This window comes from Streptomyces sp. S063 (assembly GCF_002832675.1).
Classification (GTDB): Bacteria; Actinomycetota; Actinomycetes; order Streptomycetales; family Streptomycetaceae; genus Streptomyces; species Streptomyces sindenensis.
In genome coordinates, this window is record NZ_CP021707.1 from 5,086,771 (window position 1) to 5,108,501 (window position 21,731).

A 21,731-nucleotide genomic window follows, 5' to 3' on the forward strand; every position below is an offset into this window, starting at 1 on the left:
CGGTGACTAGGGGCGCCGCTGGTCGTTGTGACAGTTTCTCTCTCGCCGCGAACGACGCGAATGAACCGAGCGAGGGGCCGTGCGTGAATCCGGAGTACGCCGCGTACTGCCAGGCGGACCGCCGCTTCTACGACGCACCCCACCGTTCCCCCGGACCTGACGACGGAACCGTCGACGAGGAGAAGGCGTACTACGCCGCCGTCCGTGGCTCCGCCCCCGAGGGGTGGACCCGCACCCGGCGCGGTGACTGGCTCGCCTACCACCCCGACGGGCTGCGGCTGCCGGCCCAGGGCTGGAAGATCCACGTCTCGGCCGCCCTCGACAACGCGGCCTCCGTGCTCGACCGGGTCTTCGCCCACTGTCTGGAGCACCGGCTCGCCTTCAAGTGCGTACCGAACGCGGGCTGCTGGCCCTGCGGAACGCCAAGTACGCGGACCGGGCGGGCAGCGGGAAGTTCATCACCGTCTACCCGCCGTCCGAGGAAGCGTTCCCCGAGGTGTGCACCGCCCTGATGCAGCTCCTGGAGGGCGAGCACGGCCCGTACATCCTGAGCGATCTGCGGTGCGGGAACGGGCCCGTGCACACCCGGTACGGCGCGTTCGCCGCCCGCTTCTGCTCCGGTCCGGACGGCCGGCCCGTGCCCGCCGTCGCCGACCCGCGGGGCCGGCTCGTCCCGGACGACCGGGGCCCCGCCTTCCGCGTCCCCTCCTGGGTGACCCCGCCCGGCTTTCTGATGCCGCACCTCGAAGCCCGGGCCGCCGTAGGCCTCGCCGACCTCCCGTACACCGTCGAGAAGGCACTGCACTTCTCCAACGGCGGCGGGGTCTACCTCGGCCGCGACACCCACACCGGCGAACAGGTCGTCCTCAAGGAGGCCCGGCCGTACGCAGGTCTGGCCGCCGACGGGGCGGACGCGGTGGCCCGTCTGGAGCGGGAGAGGACCGCCCTGGAGCACCTGGCCGGGCTGGACTGCGTCCCGGCCGTCCGGGACGTGTTCCAGGTCGGCGACCACCACTTCCTGGTCCTCCAGTACATCCCCGGCACCACCCTCAACACCGTCTTCGCCCGTCGCTTCCCGCTCGCCCGGCAGCACCCTTCGGCCGAGCTGCTCGCCGAACACGCCGCGTGGGCGGAGGAGTTGTACGGGCAGGTCGAGCGGGCCGTCGCGGCGGTGCACGACCGGGGCATCGTCATCAGCGATCTGCACATGAGCAACGTGATGGTCGACGAGGAGGCCGGGCGGATCGTCCTGCTCGACTTCGAGGCCGCCTCCCCGGCCGCCGAACGCCGTCGGCAGATCGTCGCCAACCCGGCCTTCGTCGCCCCGCCCGACCGGCGCGGCACCGACATCGAGTTGTACGGGCAGGTCGAGCGGGCCGTCGCGGCGGTGCACGACCGGGGCATCGTCATCAGCGATCTGCACATGAGCAACGTGATGGTCGACGAGGAGGCCGGGCGGATCGTCCTGCTCGACTTCGAGGCCGCCTCCCCGGCCGCCGAACGCCGTCGGCAGATCGTCGCCAACCCGGCCTTCGTCGCCCCGCCCGACCGGCGCGGCACCGACATCGACCGCTACGCGCTCGCCTGTCTGCGGCTCGCCCTGTACCTGCCGCTCACCACACTGTTCGGCATCGACCGCACGAAGGCCGCCGGGCTCGCCCGGGACATCGCCCGCGCCTTCCCGGTGACAGAGGTCGCGCTGCGTCCGGCGGTCGAGGAGATCCTGCGGGACGTGCGGGAAACGGGGGAGGCTGCCTCCCGGACGGCTCCGGCAGCGGCCCGCGGCACGGCTTTTGCTGCCGGCCTCCGCGACTGGCCGCGCGCCCGGGACACGCTGGCCCGGGCCATCACCGCCTCCTGCACACCGGAGCGCGACGACCGCTGCTTCCCCGGGGACATCGCCCAGTTCGCCACCGCCACCGGCGGCCAGTCCTTCGCGTACGGGGCGGCCGGGGTGCTCTACGCCCTCCACGAGACCGGCGCCCCGCCGTGCGCACCGGCCGAGGACTGGCTCCTGCGGCACGCCAAGGACCCCGCGTCCGGCAGCCCCCTCGGCTTCTACGACGGGCTCACCGGCATCGCCTGGACCCTGCACCGGATCGGCCGCACCGCCGAGGCCGCCGACCTCCTCCGCATCATCCTCGACCAGCCCCTGGAGGGCCTCGCGCCCGGCCTGCACAACGGGTACGCGGGCATCGGCCTCGCCCTCGACGACCTGGCCCGCACCGCCTCCGCCGCCGACGCCCCGGCCCTGTCCACCGCCGCGGCCGGCTGCACCGCACTCGCCGTCCGCGCGCTCGTGGACGGCCCGCCGTCGCCCCGCACCGGGCTGCTGCACGGCGCGAGCGGCATCGCCCTGCTGCTGATCCGCCGGTACGCGACCACCGGGGACACCGCCCTGCTGGACCTGGCCGCCACCGCACTCCGCCGCGACCTGGAACGCTGCCGGGCCGGGGACGACGGGGCGCTCCTCGTCGTCGAGGGCAAACGGCTGATGCCGTACGTCGGTTCGGGCAGCGCGGGTATCGCGGCCGTCATCGACGCCTACCTCGCCCAGCGCCCCGACCCGGAGCTGGCAGCGGCGGGCCGGGCCCTCCTCCCGGCCGCGTTCTCCGCCTTCTACGTCCAGCCCGGACTGCTCAGGGGCTCCGCCGGACTCCTGCTGCACCTCGCGGCCACCCCGCTGTGCGACCCGGCGGACCGGCGGCGCGCGGTCGACCGCCACACCGACCTGCTGGGCAGCCACGCCCTGCCGTACGGCGGCGGACTCGCCTTCCCCGGCGAGCAGTTGATGCGCCTGTCGATGGACCTGGCCACCGGGACCGCCGGCGCTCTCCTCGCCCTGGGCGCCGCGTCGGGCCGCCCCACCGGACTTCCCTTCCTGCCCGCCGCTCCGGCGGCGCAACCGGCCGCGACAGCGGCCCCACGGACCGGCCCCTCCAGGGGTCGTGGCAACACCACCGTTCAGTAAGCAACCGTCCCCGAAAGGACACATCATGGCCCTTCTCGACCTTCAGGCGATGGACACCCCGGCCGAGGACTCCTTCGGCGAGCTCGCCACGGGCAGCCAGGTCTCGCTGCTGGTCTGTGAGTACAGCTCCCTCAGCGTGGTCCTCTGCACCCCGTGACCCGCCCCGGCCGGCCCGTCGGTGCGCACCACCGACGGGCCGGCCGGCCACGTGCCCCCAGGGGCCGTCCCGCCGACCGATCCGAAAGGCGAGCCCGTGCCGCTGCCGCCCCCGGACCCGAGCCCCGGCGAGGCGTCCGGCGTCCGGCGGCTCGCCCGGCTCCACCCGGCCGCCCTCACCTGGCTGTTCCTCTGCTCCACCGGCGGGGCGCTCGCCGCCCTCGCCCTGCCCGCCGCCCTCGGCCACACCGTCGACCGGCTCGTCTCCGGCGGACCCGTGCCCTGGTCCGGGTTGCTGCTCTGCGCCGCCCTGACCCTCGCCGAGACCGGGTTCGACGCGGCGGCCGCCGTGACCGGCACGACCACCACCGCCCGGCTCACCGCGTCCCTGCGCACCCGCACCGCCGCCCGGATCCTGGCCGCCGAACCGCGCAGGGCCCTCGCCCTGCCCACCGGTGACCTCACCGCCCGGCTCACCGCCCGCACCGCCGACGCCGCGTCCGCGCCCGTCACCGCCGCCGGAGCCGTCGCGGGCGTCCTGCTTCCGCTCGGCGCGCTCGTCGGCCTCTTCCTCATCGACGTCTGGACGGCCGCCGCCCTCCTCCTGGGCGCGCCGCTCCTCGTCGCCCTGCTGCGCACCTTCACCCGGCACACCGCCGACGCCGGGGCCGACTACCAGCGCGCCCAGTCGCTCATCGCCCACCGGCTCACCGAAGCCCTGGAGGGCGCCGACACCATCCGCGCCGCCCGCACCGGAGCCCGCGAACACCGCCGCGTCCTGGAACCCCTGGCCGCCCTCGCCGACCACGGCCGCCGGACCTGGACCGTGTACGGGCGGGCCGTCGGCCGCAGCGGACTCCTGCTGCCCCTGCTCATGCTGCTGGTCCTCGCGGTCGCCGGACTCCGGCTCGCCGCGGGCGCGATCGGCGTCGGCGACCTCGTCGCCGCCTCCCGCTACGCGAGCCTCGCCGTCGGCATCGGCGCCCTCACCGGAGCGCTCGGCTCCCTGGCCCGCAGCCGCGCCGCCGCCCGGAGCCTCGACCCCCTCCTCACCCTCGCCCCGCTGCCGCACCGCGGCCTGGGCCCGGTCCCCGACGCCCCCGGACACCTCGAACTCCGGGACGTCGGCGTGGCACAGGACGGCCACCCCCTGCTGACCGGCGTCCACCTGACCGTCCCCGGCGGCACGTCCCTGGCCGTCGTCGGACGCTCCGGCTCCGGCAAGTCCCAGCTCGCCGCGGTCGCCGGGCGGCTGCTCGACCCGGACACCGGCAGCGTGCTGCTGGACGGCGTCCCGCTGGACGCCATGGAACCGGCCCGGCTCCGCCGCGAGGTGGCGTACGCCTTCGCCCGCCCCGCCCTCCTCGGCACCACCGTCGAGGACACGATCGCCCACGGCCCCTGGACCGCCTCGTCCGACGCCGTACGCGAAGCGGCCCGCGCCGCCCGCGCCGACGGGTTCCTCGCGCTGCTCCCGTACGGGTACGCCACCCCGGTGGCCGACGCCCCGCTCTCCGGCGGCGAACGCCAACGCCTGGGGCTGGCCCGCGCGTTCGCCCATCCGGGCCGGTTGCTGATCCTGGACGACGCGCTGTCGAGCCTCGACACCGTGACCGAGCACCACGTCCGCCGCGCCCTCGACGCGCGGGCGGGGCAGTGCACCCGGATCATCGTCGCCCACCGGCTCTCCTCGGCCGCGCGGGCGGACCGGGTCGCCTGGCTGGAGGACGGCCGGCTCCGCGCGACGGGCCGCCACGACGAGCTGTGGCAGGACCCGGACTACCGGGCGGTCTTCAGCACGGGCAGCAGCGGTACGGGCAGCAGCGGTACAGGCGGCACGACGGCCGCCGGAAGCAGCGGCGCGGACGCCACAGCCGACGCCACGGCCACCGGTACGAACACCACCGTCACCGGTACGGAAACCACCGCCACCAGTACGAACACCACGGCCACCGGTACGAACACCACCGCCACCAGTACGGACACCACCGCACCTTCCCCTCTCGCCGCAGCGGAGACCCGATGAAGCCCGGCCACGCCCCGGCGCGCCCCGCCCGCGACACGGCTCTGCGCCGGGTCGCCCGCGAGGCCCGGCCCTTCCTGCGGGCGCGCACCGGGGCGATCCTGCGGCTGGTCGGATGGTCCCTGCTGGAGTTCGCGCAGACCTTCCTCAGCGGATACGGGGTCGCCCGCGCCCTCGACGACGGCTTCCTCGCCGGACGTCCGGCGTCCGGCCTCCTCTGGCTGGCCGTCGCCGCCGTCGCCGTGCTGCCCTCCGTGCTCGCCGCCCGAGGCGTGTTCGGCCGGCTCGCCGACCTGGTGGAGCCGCTGCGCGACGGGCTGGTGCGGCGCGCGGTGGCGCGGGCGCTGTCCGGCGCGCTCGGCGGCTCCGGCGACGTCAGCACCCGGTCCCTCTCCCAGGTCACCCATCAGAGTGAGATCGCCCGGGACGGCTGGGCCGGACTCGTCCTGACCCTGCGGTCGTTCGTGTTCACGGCCGCCGGAGCCGTCACCGGCCTGCTGGCCCTCTCACCCGCCCTCCTCCTGATCGTGCTGCCGCCGCTGGTCCTGGGGGCCGCCCTGTTCCTCGGCACCCTGCCGCCGATGGCCGCCCGCCAGCGCGCCTACCTCGCCGCCGACGAGGCGTACGCCGCCCACGCGGGCGAGCTCGCCGCCTCCGTGAGGGACATCGCCGCCGCCGGGACCGCCGAACGGACGGTGGCCGAGTCCCGGGCCCTCGCCGACACGCAGCTCGCCGCCTCCCGTTCGCTGGCCCGCTGGTCGGCCGTACGGGTGGTGGCCCTCGCGGTCTGCGGCCGGTTCCCCCCGCTCCTGCTGCTCCTGGGCGCGCCCTGGCTGTTGCGGAACGGGCTCACGCCGGGCGGTCTCGTCGGTGCGCTGACCTACCTCACCCAGGCGCTCGCCCCTGCGGTCCAGGCGCTGATGACCATGCTGGGCACGGCGGGCGGCCGCCTCGTCGTGGTCCTGGACCGTTTCACGGACGCCCCGCCCCCGCCCGCCGAGGAACCGGCCCCGGCCACCTCTCACGAGGACCCGTCGCCTCCTCCACCCCCCGACCGGGACGCCCCGGTCGCCGAGCTCCACGCGGTCACCTTCGCCTACGGGCCCCGCGCCCACCCCGTTCTGGACCGGCTCTCGCTGACGGTCGGGGCGGGCGAGCACCTGGCGGTCGTCGGCCCGAGCGGCAGTGGCAAGTCGACCCTGGCCGCCGTCCTCGCCGGGACCGAGCGGCCCACCGGGGGAGCGGTGCGGTGGCGGGGGCGCCCGGCGAGGCCGGCCGACGCCACGGCCGTACGCGTCCTGCTGCCCCAGCACGCCTATGTGTTCAGCGGGACGCTGCGGGACAACCTCCGCTACCTCCGGCCCGACGCCCGGGACCAGGAGATCGCGGCCATGGCGGACGCGGTCGGCCTGGACGCGCTGCTCTCCCGGCTCGGCTCCCTCGACGCGGCCGTCGAACCGGGCCGGCTCTCCCAGGGCGAACGGCAGCTCGTAGCCCTCGGCCGCGCCTATCTCGCCGCACCGCCGCTGCTGATCCTCGACGAGGCCACCAGCCGGCTCGACCCGGCCGCCGAGACCCGCGCCGAGCTGGCGTTCGCCGCCCTGCCGGGCGCACTCGTCGTCGTCGCGCACCGGCTCAGCTCGGCCCGTCGCGCCGACCGCACCCTGGTGATGGACGGCCCGCGCACCCGGTGCGGCACCCCCGCCGAACTCCTGCGCTCCAGTGCCCTCTACCGCGACCTGTCCGGCCTCTGGGAACCGGAAGGACCGCAAGGACCGCGGCCGGAAGAGCGGGGAGCGCGGCGGCACGAGCGGCGGCGGGACGACGAGCGCGGCATCGTCAGATCCACCCCGCCTCCTTCGCCCGTCTGATCGCGTCCAGCCGATTCCGTGCCCCGGACTTCCGGATGGCGGCGGCCAGGTAATTGCGGACCGTTCCCGGGGTCAGATGCAGCCGCGCGGCTATCCCCGCCACGTTGTCACCCTCCTCGGCCATCGAGAGCACGCTCAATTCCCTCGGCGACAACGGCATGTCGGCCACCTGGAGGAGACTGAAGGCCAGCGACTCGTCGATATGCCGTCCGCCGTCCGCCAGCTTGTGCATCACCTCGGAGAGATCGTCCACCGGGCGGTACTTGTCGATGTAGCCGAGCGCCCCCGCCTCGTACGCCCGCCGCAGGCCGCGCGGCTGGTCGCTACAGGTGAGCACGGCGAGGGGATACGTTCCTCCGTGCGGTGCGGTGGCCGTCTTCACCTCGGCGAGTACGTCCCGTGCGCCCGGACAGTCGAGGTCGGTGAGCAGCACATCGGGGCCGGTTCCGTGCAAGGCGGCCTGTATCGCACCGCGTTCGGCGGTGCGAACCTCTATGCCCCGCCCCGTGCCGAGGAGCGAGGCCAGCGACGCGCGCCACAACGGCACGGTGTGGACCAGCAGCACGGTTGTCATCAATCTGCCCTCAGCTCTTCTCTTCCGGCCGCCCAACGCGGAATGCGATGGGCCGTGCGCGCCCCGTGACGGGTTTCCAGTTGAGCGCATGGGCATTCGTCTACGCCGACGAACCGGCCGAATAACGCGGCTGTTGGGCGCGGAAGGGGGCGTTCGGATGTAAACCGGGAGCGCACGTCGCTCACGGCCCCATTCCTCTCGTTCACGGCCGGGGTGCTTGCACGAGTGAGGTCAGGCAGATTTCCGCGGACCGGCATGTCCACGGAACCGCCGATCCGCGGGAGCCTTTACCGGAAGGCGGGGTTCAGTTCAGCAGGGCGCGCGCCGCCCGGGCCTTGCGCCGGATGTTCTCGGCCGCCGTCGGCTCGATCCCGGCGAGGACCTCCGCATATTCCTCCATCTCCGCCGCCCCGCGCAGGAACTCACCGCGCTGGACCAGGAGCTGGGCGTGCTCGTAGCGGAGCCTGGCCGGGTGCGAGGGCAGGAGCAGCGACAGCTCCACCGCCCACAGGGCCACATCCGTGCGCTCGGGCCGGGCCGCTGCCCACGCCCGGATGTTGTTCAGGATCCGCAGCACGATCTCCAGCGGACGGGCCGGCACCATCATCGACGGCTCCAGCGGCGCCCCGGTCGCCCCCCTCACCAGCAGCTCCGCGTCCCGGTCGGACAGCGGCGCGCCCCCGGCGAACGGATCGGCCAGAACCAGGTGTTCCAGGTCGCCGAAGCCGACCACGAAGTGCCCGGGCAGCGCGACCCCGCACACCGGTGCGCCCGCCCTCCTCGCGACCTCGATCCAGACGACGGACAGCAGGATCGGCAGGCCCCGGCGGCGGCGCAGCACCTGCTGGAGGAGCGAGGAGTCCAGCCGCTGGTAGTCGGCCGAGGAGCCGCCGAATCCGCAGCGCTCACCCAGCAGTTCGGCCAGCGCCGAGGCCCAGTCGGCGGGGGAGCGGGAGCCGTGGGGCAGCAGCCCCGCCAGCCGGTCCAGCTCGATCTGCGCGGCATCGAAGCCGTACGGGTCGGGGACGGGTTCCCCCGGAGTCACCGGGACGACCTCGGCCGGTCCGACCGGTCCGGCCTCCGCGCCCAGCAGCAGGCAGAGGAGGGCGAGGTCAGGCCGCTCGGACCGGGCCTCCTCGGCGAACTGCCGCCGCCGATCGGCCGCCCCGGAATCCAGCCCGCTCATGTCCGACCCACGTTCCTGCCCGTCCTGTTCCCGCCCTGGCCCCGGCCCCCGTGACGACGCCGGCCCCGGTCCCGGCCCCCGGAGTCCGCCGCGTGCCCCCTCACGCCGAGCGGTAGTGGTGGTACCGGTGATGGCCCGCGAACCCCATGCCGTCGTACAGCGCCCGCGCCCCCTCATTGTCCTCCTCGACCTGGAGCCAGGCCGCCGAGGCGCCCTCGTCCAGCGCCCGGCCGGCCAGCGCGGCCATCACCGCCGTGGCCAGCCCGCGCCGCCGCTGCTCCGGCGCGACCTCCACGGCCATGAACCCCGCCCACCGGCCGTCCACCACACACCGGCCGATCGCGTCCGGCGCGTCGCCGCTGCCCGGCACCGTGGCGAACCAGACCGAAGGGCCGCTGCCCAGCACCCGCAGCACATGCGGGCCGGGGGTGGAGAACCGCTGGTAGCGGGCGAGCCAGGCCGCGTCCGGCTCCCGGGTCAGCCGGACCGCGGACACATCCGCCTCCCGGTCACCGACCGGGGCCAGCGCGGCGATCCGCACCTCCGCCGACACCTCGCGCCGCCAGCCGTGTCCCTCCAGCTCGGCGCACAACAACTCCTGCGTGCCCTCGGCCCCGGTCGCCGTCTGGACGTACGCGGGCAGACCCCGCTCCTCGTACCAGCGGCGGACGCGCCCGAGCGCCTCGCCGAGCGGCAGACCCGGATCGCCGAGCGGAAGTGCGGAGTTGGCGCGCCGGGTGAAACCCCCGGCCGCGCGCAGCCGCCAGTCGCCCAGCGTTTCGTTCTCCACCGGCTGCCAGGCGCGCGCGGTGACGGCCGCCAGCTCCTCGAAGGAGGCGGCGGGACCCCGCCGCCGGGCCGGGGCGGCGGGTACGACCTTGCCCGCGACCAGGGAAGATTCCACGATGTGGACGGATTCCCCGCTCCTTTGTGTGATCGCCATCACACCGTCGTTCCATGATGTGAGCACGCCGACCACGTCGGTGAACTCCACGCCCGTGCCGCCACTGTTCGTCCGACGCCGCACGGATACGCGTTTGCCCACGTCAGCGGGTGTGATGCGGACTTCCAGCCGTCCGCCGATGGTGAATTCCACAGCTCTGTCCGCCCCTCCTGTTCGGATCGTGCCCGAGAACGGAGATACTAGGGGCGGGCATCGACGACGCCGCGCTCCCGCGCGAGAGCCAACGCCCTACCGAGGAGGAACGACAGCGTGACCTACGTCATCGCGCAGCCTTGTGTCGACGTGAAGGACAAGGCCTGCATCGAAGAGTGCCCCGTCGACTGCATCTACGAGGGCCAGCGGTCCTTGTACATCCACCCGGACGAGTGCGTCGACTGTGGAGCCTGTGAGCCGGTGTGCCCGGTCGAGGCCATCTTCTACGAGGACGACACTCCGGAGGAGTGGAAGGACTACTACAAGGCGAACGTCGAGTTCTTCGACGACCTCGGCTCGCCGGGCGGTGCTTCCAAGCTCGGTCTCATCGAGCGCGACCACGCGTTCATCGCCGGACTGCCGCCGCAGAACCAGTAAGCGGCGGCACCACGCGCGCAGCCCGGTCCCGTACGGCTCGTCCCGTGCGGGACCGAGCCGTTTCCCCGTGCCGCCGTATCCGAACCCCCCGAGAAAGCAGAGCTCCGTGTCCGCAGTCTCCTCCCGCCTCCCCGTCTTCCCCTGGGACAAGCTCGCGCCCTACAAGTCGACGGCCCAGGCCCACCCGGACGGCATCGTGGACCTGTCGGTCGGCACCCCGGTCGACCCGGTCCCCGAGCTGATCCAGCGGGCGCTGGTCGCCGCCGCGGACAGCCCCGGCTACCCGACGGTGTGGGGCACCGAGGCCCTGCGGGACGCGCTCACCGGCTGGGTGGAGCGCCGCCTCGGTGCGGTCGGCGTCAGCCACGCCAACGTGCTGCCGGTCGTCGGCTCGAAGGAACTGGTGGCCTGGCTGCCGACGCAGCTCGGGCTCGGCGCGGGCGACCAGGTGGCCTACCCCCGGCTCGCCTACCCGACGTACGAGGTCGGCGCCCGGCTCTGCGGCGCGGAGCCCGTCGTCTACGACGACCCGACCGAGCTGGACCCGGCGGGGCTGAAGCTGCTCTGGCTCAACTCGCCGTCCAACCCCACCGGCAAGGTGCTGTCGAAGGACGAGCTGACCCGGATCGTGGCCTGGGCGCGCGAGCACGGCGTCCTCGTCTTCAGCGACGAGTGCTACCTGGAGCTGGGCTGGGACGCCGAACCGGTCTCGGTGCTGCACCCGGACGTCTGCGGTGGCCACTACGACGGCATCGTGGCGGTCCACTCCCTCTCCAAGCGCTCCAACCTGGCCGGATACCGGGCCGCGTTCATCGCGGGCGACGCGGCCGTCCTCGGTGAGCTGTTGCTGATCCGCAAGCACGGCGGGATGATGACGCCCGCCCCGGTCCAGGCCGCCACCGTCGCCGCCCTCGGCGACGACGTGCACGTCTCCGAGCAGCGCGCCCGGTACGCCGACCGGCGCCTGGCCCTGCGCGGGGCCCTGGAGGCGCACGGCTTCCGGGTCGAGCACAGCGAGGCGAGCCTCTACCTGTGGGTGACCCGCGACGAGCCGTGCTGGGACACCGTGGCGTACCTCGCGGAGCGGGGCATCCTGGTCGCGCCCGGCGACTTCTACGGCCCGGCGGGCGCGAGCTTCGTCCGGGTGGCGTTCACCGCGACGGACGAGCGGGTGGCGGCGGCGGTCAAGCGCCTGTCCTGACCCGGACGCGAGAGAGGGCCTGGGTACGCGGGGCCCCGGACGACGCGGGGACCCGGACAAGCGGGGCCCGGACGACGCGAGCGGGCCTGAGGAGTGCGCACTCCTCAGGCCCGCTCGCGTGTGGGTGATCCGGTCAGCCGATCGGCAGGCCGTTCAGCGGCAGGGCGTCGGTGGGCAGACCGCCCTTGCCGAGGCTGTCGGTGGGCAGCCCCTCGCCGAGGCCGTCGGTGGGCAGACCGCCACCGGCGGCCTCGGCCACCCCGCCGACCGCCTGGCCCGCGTTGCCCGCGGCCTGGCCGGCGGTCTCCTGGGCGGCCGGGACGGCGACCTTGGCGGACTTGCCGACGGTCTCGCCCGCCGCCGGGAGCGCGGTCCCGACGAGTCGGCCACCGGTCTCACCGGCGGCCTGGGTGCCCTGCCGGGCGGCGCTGTCCAGGGTGTCGCCCGCGTTCGCGCCGTCCAGTGCGGTCAGGCCGCCCAGCTCGGGGGCCGCCGGGAGATCTGCGGCGCTCGCGGCACCGGCCGCACCGACCACGGGGGTCGCGCCGGCGGCGATCAGCAGCGCGGCACGAGCGATCCGACGGGTCAGGGGGAGGGACATGATGCTCCTTCAGCGGGTTGTGCACGAATTTCCTTGTCCGGTGATCGGACGCACTGACAACCGCTTCGGGGGAGGGGAAGGTTGCGGTGGGCGAAGGTAAAGACTGAGTAATGGGTCCGATTATCCGCAGCGGAAGAACCCGGGCAAACAATCCATACCGCCGAGACCCGATGAACCGTCACTTCCCTTGTGCGGCAAGGGAATCGGAGCAAGGCTGCGCGACTGCGGGGAGGGTGGTGGAAAGAGCTTGGGGATGTGGCCCCCATGGCCCGAACGAGGGACGGGGCGTACTACTGAACGACCTGGATCCTGACCGCGTTCGTGCCCGTTTCCTTGTTCTTCGCGCGTTCCGTCCGCCAGCCCGTGCCGGCGTCCCAGACCCGGTCCGCATAGCTCACGCGCTCGATCCGCAGCGCCTCGGACTGCGCCACGGCCCAGTGCGCCAGCTCCCAGCCGCGCCGCGGCGAGGCCTTGTCCTCGGCCCGCGCCGAGGTCGCCGGGACGGGCACCGAGACGGTCGAGGCGGCGGACGCGCCCGCGGCCTTCGCGGCGGGCAGCACGTCCTTGCCGAAGGCCCGCACCAACTCGGCCCGCACCCGCCCGGCATCCCCCGGGCCCTCGGCCGTGGCCGTCGACGGAGTGCAGTTCAACGAGGCCGCCCTGCGCCCGGTCAGCGCGGCCGCGAGCAGCGCGGCGTCCGGCTCGTGCTTCGCGTACGCCTGCGGGAACCCGCTGCGCTGCACGCGCTGCGCGGCCACGGTCAGCGGGAGGCGCGAATAGCCCGGCACCTCGGCCAGGCCCTCGTAGAACTTCCCGGCCGAGTAGACCGGGTCCATGATCTGCTCCACGGTGCCCCAGCCCTGCGAGGGCCGCTGCTGGAACAGGCCCACCGAGTCCCGGTCCCCGTAGTCGATGTTGCGGAGCGTGGACTCCTGGAGCGCGGTCGCCAGCGCGATCGTCACCGCCCGCTCGGGCATCCCCCGAGTGGTGCCCACCGCCGAGATCGTCGCCGCGTTGACGGCCTGGGCCAGGCTCATCTCGTAGCGCTGCGTCTCGCCCTCGTCCCCGTCCTTCGCCTCCACGACACAGCGCGGCGGGTTCTTCGAACCGGAGGAGTCGTACTGCACGGCCAGATATCCGCCGAGCGCCGCGAGCACGGCGAAGGCGGCCCCGTAGCGGAAGAGGCGTCGTCGGCGAGGGCTGACTGTCCTGGACACGGGGCCCACCGTACTGGAGGCCCCGGGCGGGGCCGATACCCAAGTCCCTTAGGGTCGGGTCCATGGCCGACAGCACCCTTGCCCCCGCCCTTGACCTCACCCTGGACGGACCGGCGCTCACCGCCCGGCTCGTCGACTTCCCCTCGGTCAGCGGGGAGGAGAAGGCCCTCGCCGACGCGATCGAATCGGCCCTGCGCACCCTGCCGCACCTCACCGTCGACCGGTACGGCAACAACGTCGTCGCCCGCACGAACCTGGGCCGCGCCGAGCGCGTCGTCCTCGCGGGGCACATCGACACCGTGCCGATCGCCGACAACGTCCCCTCCCGCCTCGACGGGAACGGCGTCCTCTGGGGCTGCGGGACCTCCGACATGAAGTCCGGCGTCGCCGTCCAGCTCCGGATCGCCGCCACGGTCCCCGAACCCAACCGCGACCTGACCTTCATCTTCTACGACAACGAAGAGGTCGCCGCCCACCTCAACGGACTCGGCCACATCGCCGACGCGCACCCCGAGTGGCTCGCCGGGGACTTCGCCGTCCTGCTGGAGCCCTCCGACGGCGAGGTCGAGGGCGGCTGCCAGGGCACCCTGCGGGTCCACCTGCGGACCACGGGGGAGCGGGCCCACTCGGCGCGCAGCTGGATGGGGTCCAACGCGATCCACGCCGCCGCCCCGATCCTGGCCGCCCTCGCCGCGTACGAGCCCCGCCGCCCCGTCATCGACGGCCTCGAATACCACGAGGGCCTCAACGCGGTCGGCATCGAGGGCGGCGTCGCCACCAACGTCATCCCGGACGCCTGCACCGTCGTCGTCAACTACCGCTACGCCCCCGACCGCACCGAGGAGGAGGCCATCGCCCACGTCCGCGAGGTCTTCGCCGACTGCCCAGTGACCGAGATCGTCATCGACGACCACTCCGGCGCCGCGATGCCCGGCCTCTCCCACCCCGCCGCCCAGGCGTTCATGACCGCCGTCGGCGGCACGGCACGGCCCAAGTTCGGCTGGACCGACGTCTCCCGCTTCGGCGCGCTCGGCGTTCCCGCGGTGAACTACGGACCCGGCGACCCGATGTACGCCCACAAGCGCGACGAGCACGTGGCCGTCGAGAAGATCACCCACTGCGAGGACCGCCTCCGCTCCTGGCTGACCGGCTGACGCACGGCATTCCCCCGTACGTAACCTCCGCCGCTCTACGCTGGCCGCACGCAGCACGACACGTACGACCCAGCACGAAGCAGGTCGGTGGAGGGAGCGGAACATGGGCAACGCCGAGGACGCACGGATCCCCGAGGGCGCGGAGGTTCCCGAGGGAGCGGTCAGCCCCGAGGAACAGTGGCTGGGCCCGGTCCTGCGCCGCAGGGAGCAGGTCCAGCCCGGCACGACCGATCAGCGGCTGCTGGACTCCGAGGGCGACTCCGAGTGGGTGCACACCGACCCCTGGCGGGTCATGCGCATCCAGTCGGAGTTCGTCGAGGGCTTCGGCGCGCTCGCCGAACTGCCGAGCGCGATCAGCGTCTTCGGCTCGGCCCGCACCCCCGCCGGATCACCGGAGTACGAGGCCGGGGTGGCGATCGGCAAGGCCCTGGTCGACGCGGGCTTCGCGGTGATCACCGGCGGCGGCCCGGGCGCGATGGAAGCGGCCAACAAGGGCGCCCGGGAGGCCAAGGGCGTCTCCGTCGGCCTCGGCATCGAGCTGCCCTTCGAGTCGGGCCTCAACCCGCACGTCGACATCGGCGTCAACTTCCGCTACTTCTTCGTCCGCAAGACGATGTTCGTGAAGTACGCCCAGGGCTTCGTGGTCCTGCCCGGCGGCCTCGGCACCCTGGACGAACTCTTCGAGGCCCTCACCCTGGTCCAGACCGGCAAGGTCACCCGCTTCCCGATCGTCCTGTTCGGCACGGCGTACTGGGGCGGCCTGGTCGACTGGCTCCGCGACACGGTGGTGGCCCAGGGCAAGGCCTCGGAGAAGGACCTGCTGCTGTTCCACGTGACGGACGACGTGGAGGAAGCGGTGATGCTGGTCACGAAGGAAGTCGGCCGGTAACCATTTTGGGCCGGGCCACTGCGGGCCCGGTCGGCTCAGCCCCTTGGGCGCTTGAGGAGCGGGGTCCAGGGGCGGCGCCCCGGGCCCCGCCCGCCGAGGAGGCGACAACGCGGCGGCAGATCTACGCCAGCCCCCGCCGGGCCACCGCCGGAGCCCGATGCCCGGCGATGGAGGCCACCATGTCCAGAACCTGCCGCGTCTCCGCCACCTCATGCACCCGGTACACCCGCGCCCCCAGCCACGCCGACACCGCCGTCGTCGCCAGCGTCCCGATGACCCGCTCCTTCACCGGCCGGTCCAGCGTCTCGCCCACGAAGTCCTTGTTGGACAGGGACACCAGCACCGGCCACCCGGTCTCCGCCATCTCCTCGAGGCGCCGCGTCGCCTCCAGCGAATGCCGGGTGTTCTTCCCGAAGTCATGACCCGGATCGATCATGATCCCGTCCGTCCGCACCCCGAGCTCCACCGCCCGCTCCGCGAGCCCCACCGTCACACGCAGGATGTCCGCCATGACGTCGTCGTACGCGATCCGGTGCGGCCGCGTCCGCGGCTCCGCGCCGCCCGCGTGCGTGCACACGAGCCCCGCCCCGTACCGCGCGGCGACCTCCGCCAGCTTCGGGTCCACCCCGCCCCACGCGTCGTTCAGCACATCCGCCCCGGCCTCGCAGACCGCCTCGCCCACGTCGTGCCGCCAGGTGTCCACGCTGATCACCACGTCCGGGTGGCGGCGGCGGACCTCGGCGACGAACCCGACCGTGCGGCGCGCCTCCTCCTCGGCGGTCACCTCCTCGCCGGGCCCCGCCTTCACCCCGCCGATGTCGATGATCGCGGCGCCCTCGGCCACCGCCTGCTCGACCCGGGCGAGCGCCGGCTCGTCCCGGAACGTGGCGCCCCGGTCGTAGAAGGAGTCCGGGGTCCGGTTCACGATCGCCATGATCACCGGCTCGTGGGGACCGAATTCCCGCCGCCCCAGCCTGAGTGCACCGCTGCGCATCCCGTCTTTCCTCCTCCTCGGACAACCGCCTACGACCCGCCTGCCGACCCTACGGCCTTTCGTGGCCCGGCCCCGACCTGTCGGTGCCGCATGGCACGATCGGAGCCGGACGAGGTTTCCGCCCCCGGGGAGATGCGCGTGTTCTGGTTCTTGCTGCTCACGATGGTCGTGGTCGTCACCGCGGTCACCCTCGCGGTGGTCGGAGGCGGTGGGAGCGCGGTGCTCCAGGACGTACCGCCCGAGAGGTTCACCGACCCGCTGCCCGCGGCCCGCCCGGTCGGGCGGGCGGACATCGAGGCGCTGCGGCTGCCGATGGCGCTGCGCGGCTACCGGATGGTGGACGTCGACGAGGCGCTGTCCCGGCTCGGTGCCGAGCTGGCCGAGCGCGACGCCCGGATCGCGGAGCTGGAATCCACCCTGGCCGGGGACCGGGCGGCTGCCGTGACGACGGGCACCGACCTGTTCAAGCAGCCCGGCGACCGGCCCGCGGCGGCACCGGCCGACCGCGCGGACGGCCCGGACCGCACCGAGGAGGACGGCCGATGAGCGCCGCCCTCCCCGCCCCGGACGGCCCGGACCGCACCGAGGAGGACGGCCGATGAGCGCCGCCCTCCCCGCCCCGGACGGCGGACTGCGCTGCCCCTGGGGCCTGTCCACCGAGGACTACCTCACCTACCACGACACCGAGTGGGGCCGGTCGGTCCACGGGGACGACGCCCTGTTCGAACGGCTCTGCCTGGAGGCCTTCCAGTCCGGGCTCTCCTGGCTCACGATCCTGCGCCGCCGCGAGACCTTCCGTACCGCCTTCGAGGGATTCCGGATCGAGGCGGTCGCGAAGTTCACCGACGCCGACCGGGAACGGCTCCTGGCCGACCCGGGGATCATCCGCAACAAGGCCAAGGTCGACGCGACCCTCGCCAACGCGAAGGTGCTCGCCGGCTGGTCGGCCGGGGAGCTGGACGAGCTGATCTGGTCCTACGCCCCCGACCCGGCCGGCCGGCCCGCCCCGCGCACGCTGTCGGACGTCCCGGCCGTCACACCGGAGTCCACCGCGCTCGCCAAGGCGCTGAAGAAGCGTTCGATCCGCTTCGTCGGCCCCACCACCGCCTACGCGCTGATGCAGGCCTGCGGACTGGTGGACGACCACCTCGCGGACTGCGTGGCGCGCGGCGGCGGCAGCACACCGAGCTGAGCCGCGGCTACTTGCCCAGATAGACCGGCTTCTCCTTGGCGAGGAAGGCCTCCACCGCGATGGTATGGTCCTGCGACGCGCCCGCCCGGGTCTGGAGCTCGTCCTCCTTCTCCAGCGTCTCGGCGAGCGTGTGCCCGGCGCCGTACGCCATCGACTCCTTCAGTGCCGCGTACGCCACCGTGGGGCCGGCGGCCAGGGTGCGGGCCACCGCCGCGGCCTGTCCGGCCAGCTCGTCGGCCGGGACGACCCGGTTGACGATCCCCAGCTCCAGCGCGTCCTGGGCGGAGATCGACCGGGGGAAGAACAGCAGGTCGGCGGCGCGGCTCTGCCCGATCAGCCGGGGCAGCGTCCAGGACACGCCCGAGTCCGCCGTGAGCGCGACGCCCGCGAACGAGGTGGTGAAGGAGGCGGTGTCCGCGACCACCCGGTAGTCGGCCGCCAGCGCGAAACCGAACCCGGCTCCGGCCGCGACCCCGTTCACCCCGGCGACGACCGGCTTCGGCATCTCCGTGATCGCCCGCACGATCGGGTTGTAGTGCTCCCGTACGGTGCTCAGCGCGTTGCCGTCGCCCGCCTCGCGGGTCGCCATGAGCGTGGCGACATGCTCCTTGAGGTCCTGGCCGACGCAGAAGGCGCGCCCGGTGGCCGTGAGCAGCACCGCCCGTACCGCCGAGTCCGCCGACGCCTCCAGCAGGGCGTCCCGGAGCGCGACCTTCGCCGCCGTGTTCAGCGCGTTCATCGCGTCGGGCCGGTTGAGCGTGATCGTCGCGAGCCCCTCGCTCACGTCGTACAGAACGGTGTTCGCCTGCTCGTCGGTCATTCCGTTTTCCCCTCGCTGCTCGGGCATCGTTGCTCCTTGCAGGCAAGCATGGCCGACGCGGACCGGGGCAGAGATGTGACCTGCGTCTAACAATTGGCCCTCACCCAGGGGTCCGGGGCGGCGCAGTATCGCAGCCGGATCGCCGAATTGGGTGGTTTTGAGAGAGCGCGTTGCGCAAGCGATGCAGACCGATGTTGGTCATCGGGGTCGTTGATGCGGGATAATGGCGAAGAAGCAATGTGTTCGATGCCGGTGAGGCAGCGCCTGTCATGGGGCCGCCGGTTGCGATGAGCTGGTTTCAGGAAGGGGAACGAGCATGGCGGCCATGAAGCCGCGGACGGGCGACGGCCCGCTCGAGGTGACAAAGGAGGGGCGGGGCATCGTCATGCGCGTTCCGCTCGAAGGCGGCGGTCGGCTTGTTGTCGAGCTGACCCCGGACGAGGCCGATGCCCTCGGCGACGCGCTGAAGAAAGTCGTGGGCTGACGCGGAACGCCCCATCACCTTCCACCACTGCCCGGCACGGTCTCCGTGCCGGGCAGTGGTGCGTTCCGCTCGTGCCCGGTCCCCGGTCCCCGGTCCCGCGCCGCTCAGCCGCGCCGGACCGCGCAGAGCAGCCCGTCGCCGACCGGCAGCAGGGTCGACATCAGCTCCTGGCTCTCGCGCACCGCGCGCAGCAGCTCCCGCAGCCGCAGCACCTCGGCCGGCTGGGCGGCCGAGTCGATGGTGCGGCCGTCCGCGAAGACGCCCTCGAAGCAGACCAGACCGCCCGGACGCAGCAGGCGCAACGATTCAGCGAGCACATCGAGGCTCTCCAGCCGGTCGCCGTCGCAGAAGACGAGGTCGTAACCGCCGTCCGCGAGCCGGGGCAGGACGTCCAGGGCGCGACCGGGGATGAACCGGGCCCGGTTGGTGGCGAAACCCGCCGCGCGGAACGCCTCCCGGGCGAACTGCTGACGCTCGGGCTCGGGGTCCACCGTGGTCAGGACCCCGTCCGGCCGCATTCCGTGCAGGAGGTAGATGCCGGACACGCCGGTGCCCGTGCCGATTTCCGCCACCGCTTTGGCGTCCGCGGCGGCGGCCAGCAGGCGCAGCGCGGCGCCGGTACCCGGTGACACCGGGCGAAGTCCCAGCTCGTGAGCCCGCTCCCGGGCCACGTGCAGTGCTTCGTCCTCGGCGACAAAGGCGTCGGCGAACGCCCAGCTCGTCTGCCGGTTGGCGGTAATGACCCTCTCCTGTCCCCGTAGTTGGCGCAACGGTGACTGTATCCGCTGGACCCGGGAACCCGCAGATGGGACCGGGCGTTGTGCAAGGAGTGGGGAAAGCGCAGCGACCGGGTCCGCGGATCGGTCCGGTGAGCTGGGTGGAAGTCCCGGGTGACGCCCGGCCCCAACAGGGAAAAGGCTTATCCGGAGCTAACGGGCGAGGTGGCTATGGTAGGGGCTCCACTGGACACCACCAGAGCCGATAGGGGAGGTGCGGCTGCGCCTGTGGACCGGGGAGGGGTGCTGCGGCGCCTGCTCAGGTCGGCCGGTGAGCCGAAATCCGTGACCAACATTGCTGACCGTTCTTCCGAAGACTCCGCACCGACCGCGACCTTCGCCTCTGATGCGGACTCTCAGGCGTGGACCCCGCCCTCATGGGAAGAGATCGTCAGCACGCACAGCGGTCGCGTGTACCGCCTTGCCTACCGTCTGACGGGAAACCAGCACGACGCCGAGGACCTGACCCAGGAGGTCTTCGTCCGGGTGTTCCGCTCGCTGTCGACGTACACCCCCGGCACCTTCGAGGGCTGGCTGCACCGCATCACGACCAACCTCTTCCTGGACATGGTCCGGCGCAAGCAGCGCATCCGCTTCGACTCGCTCGGCGACGACGCGGCCGAGCGGCTGCCGAGCCGTGAGCCGTCCCCGCAGCAGATCTTCAACGACACCCACTTCGACGCCGACGTGCAGCAGGCGCTCGACACCCTCGCGCCCGAATTCCGCGCGGCCGTGGTTCTCTGCGACATCGAGGGCCTGAGTTACGAGGAGATCGCCGCGACCCTCGGGGTGAAGCTGGGCACCGTCCGCAGCCGGATCCACCGCGGCCGTTCGCATCTGCGCAAGGCGCTCAAGCACCGTTCGCCCGAGGCCCGCGCCGAGCAGCGCTCCCTGGCGGACGCGGTCCTGGCGGGGGAGGGCGGACCGGCGTGAGTGGCACAGGACCCACCGGTCCCACCCCTGCCGAAGCGCACCTGGGGGACCGGCTCGCCGCGCTGGTCGACGGCGAGCTGAAACACGACGCCCGTGAGCGGGTCCTGGCCCACCTGGCGACCTGCGCCAAGTGCAAGGCCGAGGCCGACGCCCAGCGCCGCCTCAAGAGCGCCTTCGCCATGTCCGCCTCACCCTCGCCCTCCGAGGGGTTCCTGGCCCGCCTCCAGGGCCTTCCCGGGGGCCCCGGCGGCGACGACAACGGCGCCGGTGGACCGTTCGGCGGCCGCGGGCCCTTCGCCGACGAGTTCTTCCCCGGCCTGCGGCCCTCCGTCGGCAGCACGCGCGCCGACACCCGGCCCTCCCCGCTGGACGGTTTCGGCTATCTCCCGGCTGCCCACGGCTCCACCGCCGTGCTGCGCGGCGGGGCGGCCGCCGGTTCGGCCTTCCGCATACACGAGGTGGGCCGTGACGCGGACCGCTCGCCCTGGCGCGGACGGCGTTTCGCGTTCGCCGCGGCCAGCGCCGTCTCCCTCGCCGCCATCGCGCTGGGCGGCACCCTGTCGCTGGACTCCGGCCCCGAATCCGCCCTGCGCGCCGAGGGCGCCGGGAACAACGTCACCCCGCTCGACGCCGGGACCCGCGCCGAGAACGGCGCCACGGCGGTCAGCCGCCGGGGCGGCGGCGTTCTCGCGGTGACCGGTAACGGCCGGGCGGCCGAACGGCCGGGCTCCGGCAACGCCGGGACCGGGACGAACACGGTGCCCCCGTCGCTCACCGGCACCCCGGTGGCTCCGGCCGTCACCCCTCCGGTGAACCGGCAGGGACCTCCGACCGCTCCGCCGCTGTTCGGCGCTTCGACGTCGGGCGGACACCCGTTCATGCTCCCCGTGCTGAACGTGTCCGTGCCGCCGCTGATACGCCCGGCGACCTCCGCCACGCCGCTGCTGGCGGCGGCGCTCGGCAGCGGTGGGGTGCCCAAGACGGTTCCCTCCTCGCTGTCCTCGAAGCCGCCCCCGGGCACGCCCGCCAACGATCTGGCGAGCCCGCTTTCCCCCCGGCCCTGACGGGACCCTGCGCAGGGTTTCGCAAACCTGGTTGAATTCCGGTGAGGGACGCCTCTGTGGGGCGTACAACAGAGGCCAGTTGCGGGGAGAG

Annotated in this window: 20 protein-coding genes and 1 pseudogene; 13 read left to right on the forward strand and 8 right to left on the reverse strand. The window is 73.5% G+C overall.

What is annotated here, in order from left to right:
- Positions 1 to 83 precede the first annotated feature (83 nt).
- From lanKC to CCZ36_RS23685, 4 genes and pseudogenes are all read left to right on the forward strand, one after another.
- Positions 84 to 2,940: pseudogene (gene lanKC, locus CCZ36_RS23670) on the forward strand (class III lanthionine synthetase LanKC); the annotation flags it as partial.
- Between the two features lie 56 nt (positions 2,941 to 2,996).
- Positions 2,997 to 3,128: a SapB/AmfS family lanthipeptide gene (locus CCZ36_RS23675; protein WP_003966507.1), complete on the forward strand. Its 132-nt coding sequence runs from the start codon at positions 2,997 to 2,999 to the stop codon at positions 3,126 to 3,128.
- Positions 3,129 to 3,224: 96 nt separating this feature from the next.
- Positions 3,225 to 5,153, forward strand: a complete 1,929-nt coding sequence (locus tag CCZ36_RS23680) for an ABC transporter ATP-binding protein (RefSeq protein ID WP_237302733.1) — start codon at positions 3,225 to 3,227, stop codon at positions 5,151 to 5,153.
- Positions 5,150 to 7,021, forward strand: coding sequence for an ATP-binding cassette domain-containing protein (locus CCZ36_RS23685; protein WP_128818511.1), 1,872 nt, complete (start codon positions 5,150 to 5,152; stop codon positions 7,019 to 7,021). The genes CCZ36_RS23680 and CCZ36_RS23685 overlap by 4 nt, the downstream gene beginning before the upstream one ends.
- On the opposite strand, the gene CCZ36_RS23690 is transcribed toward CCZ36_RS23685, so the two are convergent.
- The 3 genes from CCZ36_RS23690 to CCZ36_RS23700 all read right to left on the reverse strand — a co-directional run bounded on the left by CCZ36_RS23690 (position 6,990) and on the right by CCZ36_RS23700 (position 9,877).
- Entirely contained in the window at positions 6,990 to 7,595 is a 606-nt protein-coding gene (locus CCZ36_RS23690; protein ID WP_069740223.1) for a response regulator transcription factor, read from the reverse strand. The two genes, CCZ36_RS23685 and CCZ36_RS23690, sit on opposite strands and share 32 nt — an antisense overlap.
- 304 nt (positions 7,596 to 7,899) lie before the next feature.
- Positions 7,900 to 8,781: a transglutaminase-like domain-containing protein gene (locus CCZ36_RS23695; protein WP_069743483.1), complete on the reverse strand. Its 882-nt coding sequence runs from the start codon at positions 8,779 to 8,781 to the stop codon at positions 7,900 to 7,902.
- A 100-nt stretch (positions 8,782 to 8,881) separates the two neighbouring features.
- Positions 8,882 to 9,877 carry a GNAT family N-acetyltransferase gene (locus tag CCZ36_RS23700; protein WP_128818512.1) on the reverse strand — a complete coding sequence of 332 codons (996 nt, stop codon included), beginning with the start codon at positions 9,875 to 9,877 and terminating at the stop codon, positions 8,882 to 8,884.
- Between the two features lie 117 nt (positions 9,878 to 9,994).
- On the opposite strand from CCZ36_RS23700, the gene fdxA reads away from it, so the two are divergent.
- Together fdxA and dapC are read left to right on the forward strand one after the other, a co-directional pair.
- Positions 9,995 to 10,315, forward strand: coding sequence for a ferredoxin (gene fdxA, locus CCZ36_RS23705; RefSeq protein WP_007446848.1), 321 nt, complete (start codon positions 9,995 to 9,997; stop codon positions 10,313 to 10,315).
- A gap of 106 nt (positions 10,316 to 10,421) precedes the next feature.
- The gene (gene dapC, locus CCZ36_RS23710) at positions 10,422 to 11,516 is read left to right on the forward strand and encodes a succinyldiaminopimelate transaminase (RefSeq protein ID WP_128818513.1); all 1,095 of its coding nucleotides are present in this window, start codon (positions 10,422 to 10,424) and stop codon (positions 11,514 to 11,516) included.
- Between the two features lie 133 nt (positions 11,517 to 11,649).
- Here the strand turns inward: dapC and CCZ36_RS23715 are convergent, their stop codons facing one another.
- Positions 11,650 to 12,117, reverse strand: coding sequence for an ATP-binding protein (locus tag CCZ36_RS23715; protein WP_128818514.1), 468 nt, complete (start codon positions 12,115 to 12,117; stop codon positions 11,650 to 11,652).
- A 290-nt stretch (positions 12,118 to 12,407) separates the two neighbouring features.
- Positions 12,408 to 13,334 (reverse strand): hypothetical protein, encoded by a 927-nt coding sequence (locus CCZ36_RS23720; RefSeq protein WP_176735321.1) that lies wholly within the window; start codon positions 13,332 to 13,334, stop codon positions 12,408 to 12,410.
- A gap of 62 nt (positions 13,335 to 13,396) precedes the next feature.
- Here CCZ36_RS23720 and dapE point away from each other — a divergent pair, with 62 nt between their 5' ends.
- Together dapE and CCZ36_RS23730 are read left to right on the forward strand one after the other, a co-directional pair.
- Entirely contained in the window at positions 13,397 to 14,488 is a 1,092-nt protein-coding gene (dapE, locus tag CCZ36_RS23725) for a succinyl-diaminopimelate desuccinylase (protein ID WP_069740229.1), read from the forward strand.
- 103 nt (positions 14,489 to 14,591) lie between these two features.
- The gene (locus CCZ36_RS23730) at positions 14,592 to 15,377 is read left to right on the forward strand and encodes a TIGR00730 family Rossman fold protein (RefSeq protein ID WP_069740230.1); all 786 of its coding nucleotides are present in this window, start codon (positions 14,592 to 14,594) and stop codon (positions 15,375 to 15,377) included.
- A 121-nt stretch (positions 15,378 to 15,498) separates the two neighbouring features.
- On the opposite strand, the gene folP is transcribed toward CCZ36_RS23730, so the two are convergent.
- Complete coding sequence (gene folP / locus CCZ36_RS23735) at positions 15,499 to 16,371, reverse strand: dihydropteroate synthase (protein ID WP_069740231.1); 873 nt, start codon at positions 16,369 to 16,371, stop codon at positions 15,499 to 15,501.
- Positions 16,372 to 16,503: 132 nt separating this feature from the next.
- On the opposite strand from folP, the gene CCZ36_RS23740 reads away from it, so the two are divergent.
- Positions 16,504 to 16,917 carry a cell division protein DivIVA gene (locus CCZ36_RS23740; protein ID WP_443069848.1) on the forward strand — a complete coding sequence of 138 codons (414 nt, stop codon included), beginning with the start codon at positions 16,504 to 16,506 and terminating at the stop codon, positions 16,915 to 16,917.
- Between the two features lie 52 nt (positions 16,918 to 16,969).
- On the forward strand, positions 16,970 to 17,563 hold the full coding sequence (locus CCZ36_RS23745) for a DNA-3-methyladenine glycosylase I (protein WP_069740233.1): 594 nt from the start codon (positions 16,970 to 16,972) through the stop codon (positions 17,561 to 17,563).
- A 7-nt stretch (positions 17,564 to 17,570) separates the two neighbouring features.
- Here the strand turns inward: CCZ36_RS23745 and CCZ36_RS23750 are convergent, their stop codons facing one another.
- Positions 17,571 to 18,383, reverse strand: a complete 813-nt coding sequence (locus CCZ36_RS23750) for an enoyl-CoA hydratase/isomerase family protein (RefSeq protein ID WP_069740234.1) — start codon at positions 18,381 to 18,383, stop codon at positions 17,571 to 17,573.
- Positions 18,384 to 18,699: 316 nt separating this feature from the next.
- On the opposite strand from CCZ36_RS23750, the gene CCZ36_RS23755 reads away from it, so the two are divergent.
- Complete coding sequence (locus CCZ36_RS23755; protein ID WP_003966491.1) at positions 18,700 to 18,867, forward strand: DUF3117 domain-containing protein; 168 nt, start codon at positions 18,700 to 18,702, stop codon at positions 18,865 to 18,867.
- A gap of 104 nt (positions 18,868 to 18,971) precedes the next feature.
- Here the strand turns inward: CCZ36_RS23755 and CCZ36_RS23760 are convergent, their stop codons facing one another.
- Entirely contained in the window at positions 18,972 to 19,637 is a 666-nt protein-coding gene (locus CCZ36_RS23760) for an O-methyltransferase (RefSeq protein WP_069740235.1), read from the reverse strand.
- A 177-nt stretch (positions 19,638 to 19,814) separates the two neighbouring features.
- Between CCZ36_RS23760 and sigE the strand changes: the two genes are divergently transcribed.
- Positions 19,815 to 20,576, forward strand: a complete 762-nt coding sequence (gene sigE / locus CCZ36_RS23765; RefSeq protein WP_176734646.1) for an RNA polymerase sigma factor SigE — start codon at positions 19,815 to 19,817, stop codon at positions 20,574 to 20,576.
- A complete protein-coding gene (locus CCZ36_RS23770) occupies positions 20,573 to 21,640 on the forward strand; it encodes an anti-sigma factor family protein (protein WP_128818516.1) in 1,068 nt (355 codons plus the stop codon). Before sigE ends, CCZ36_RS23770 begins: the two co-directional genes overlap by 4 nt.
- The last annotated feature ends 91 nt before the right edge of the window (positions 21,641 to 21,731 follow it).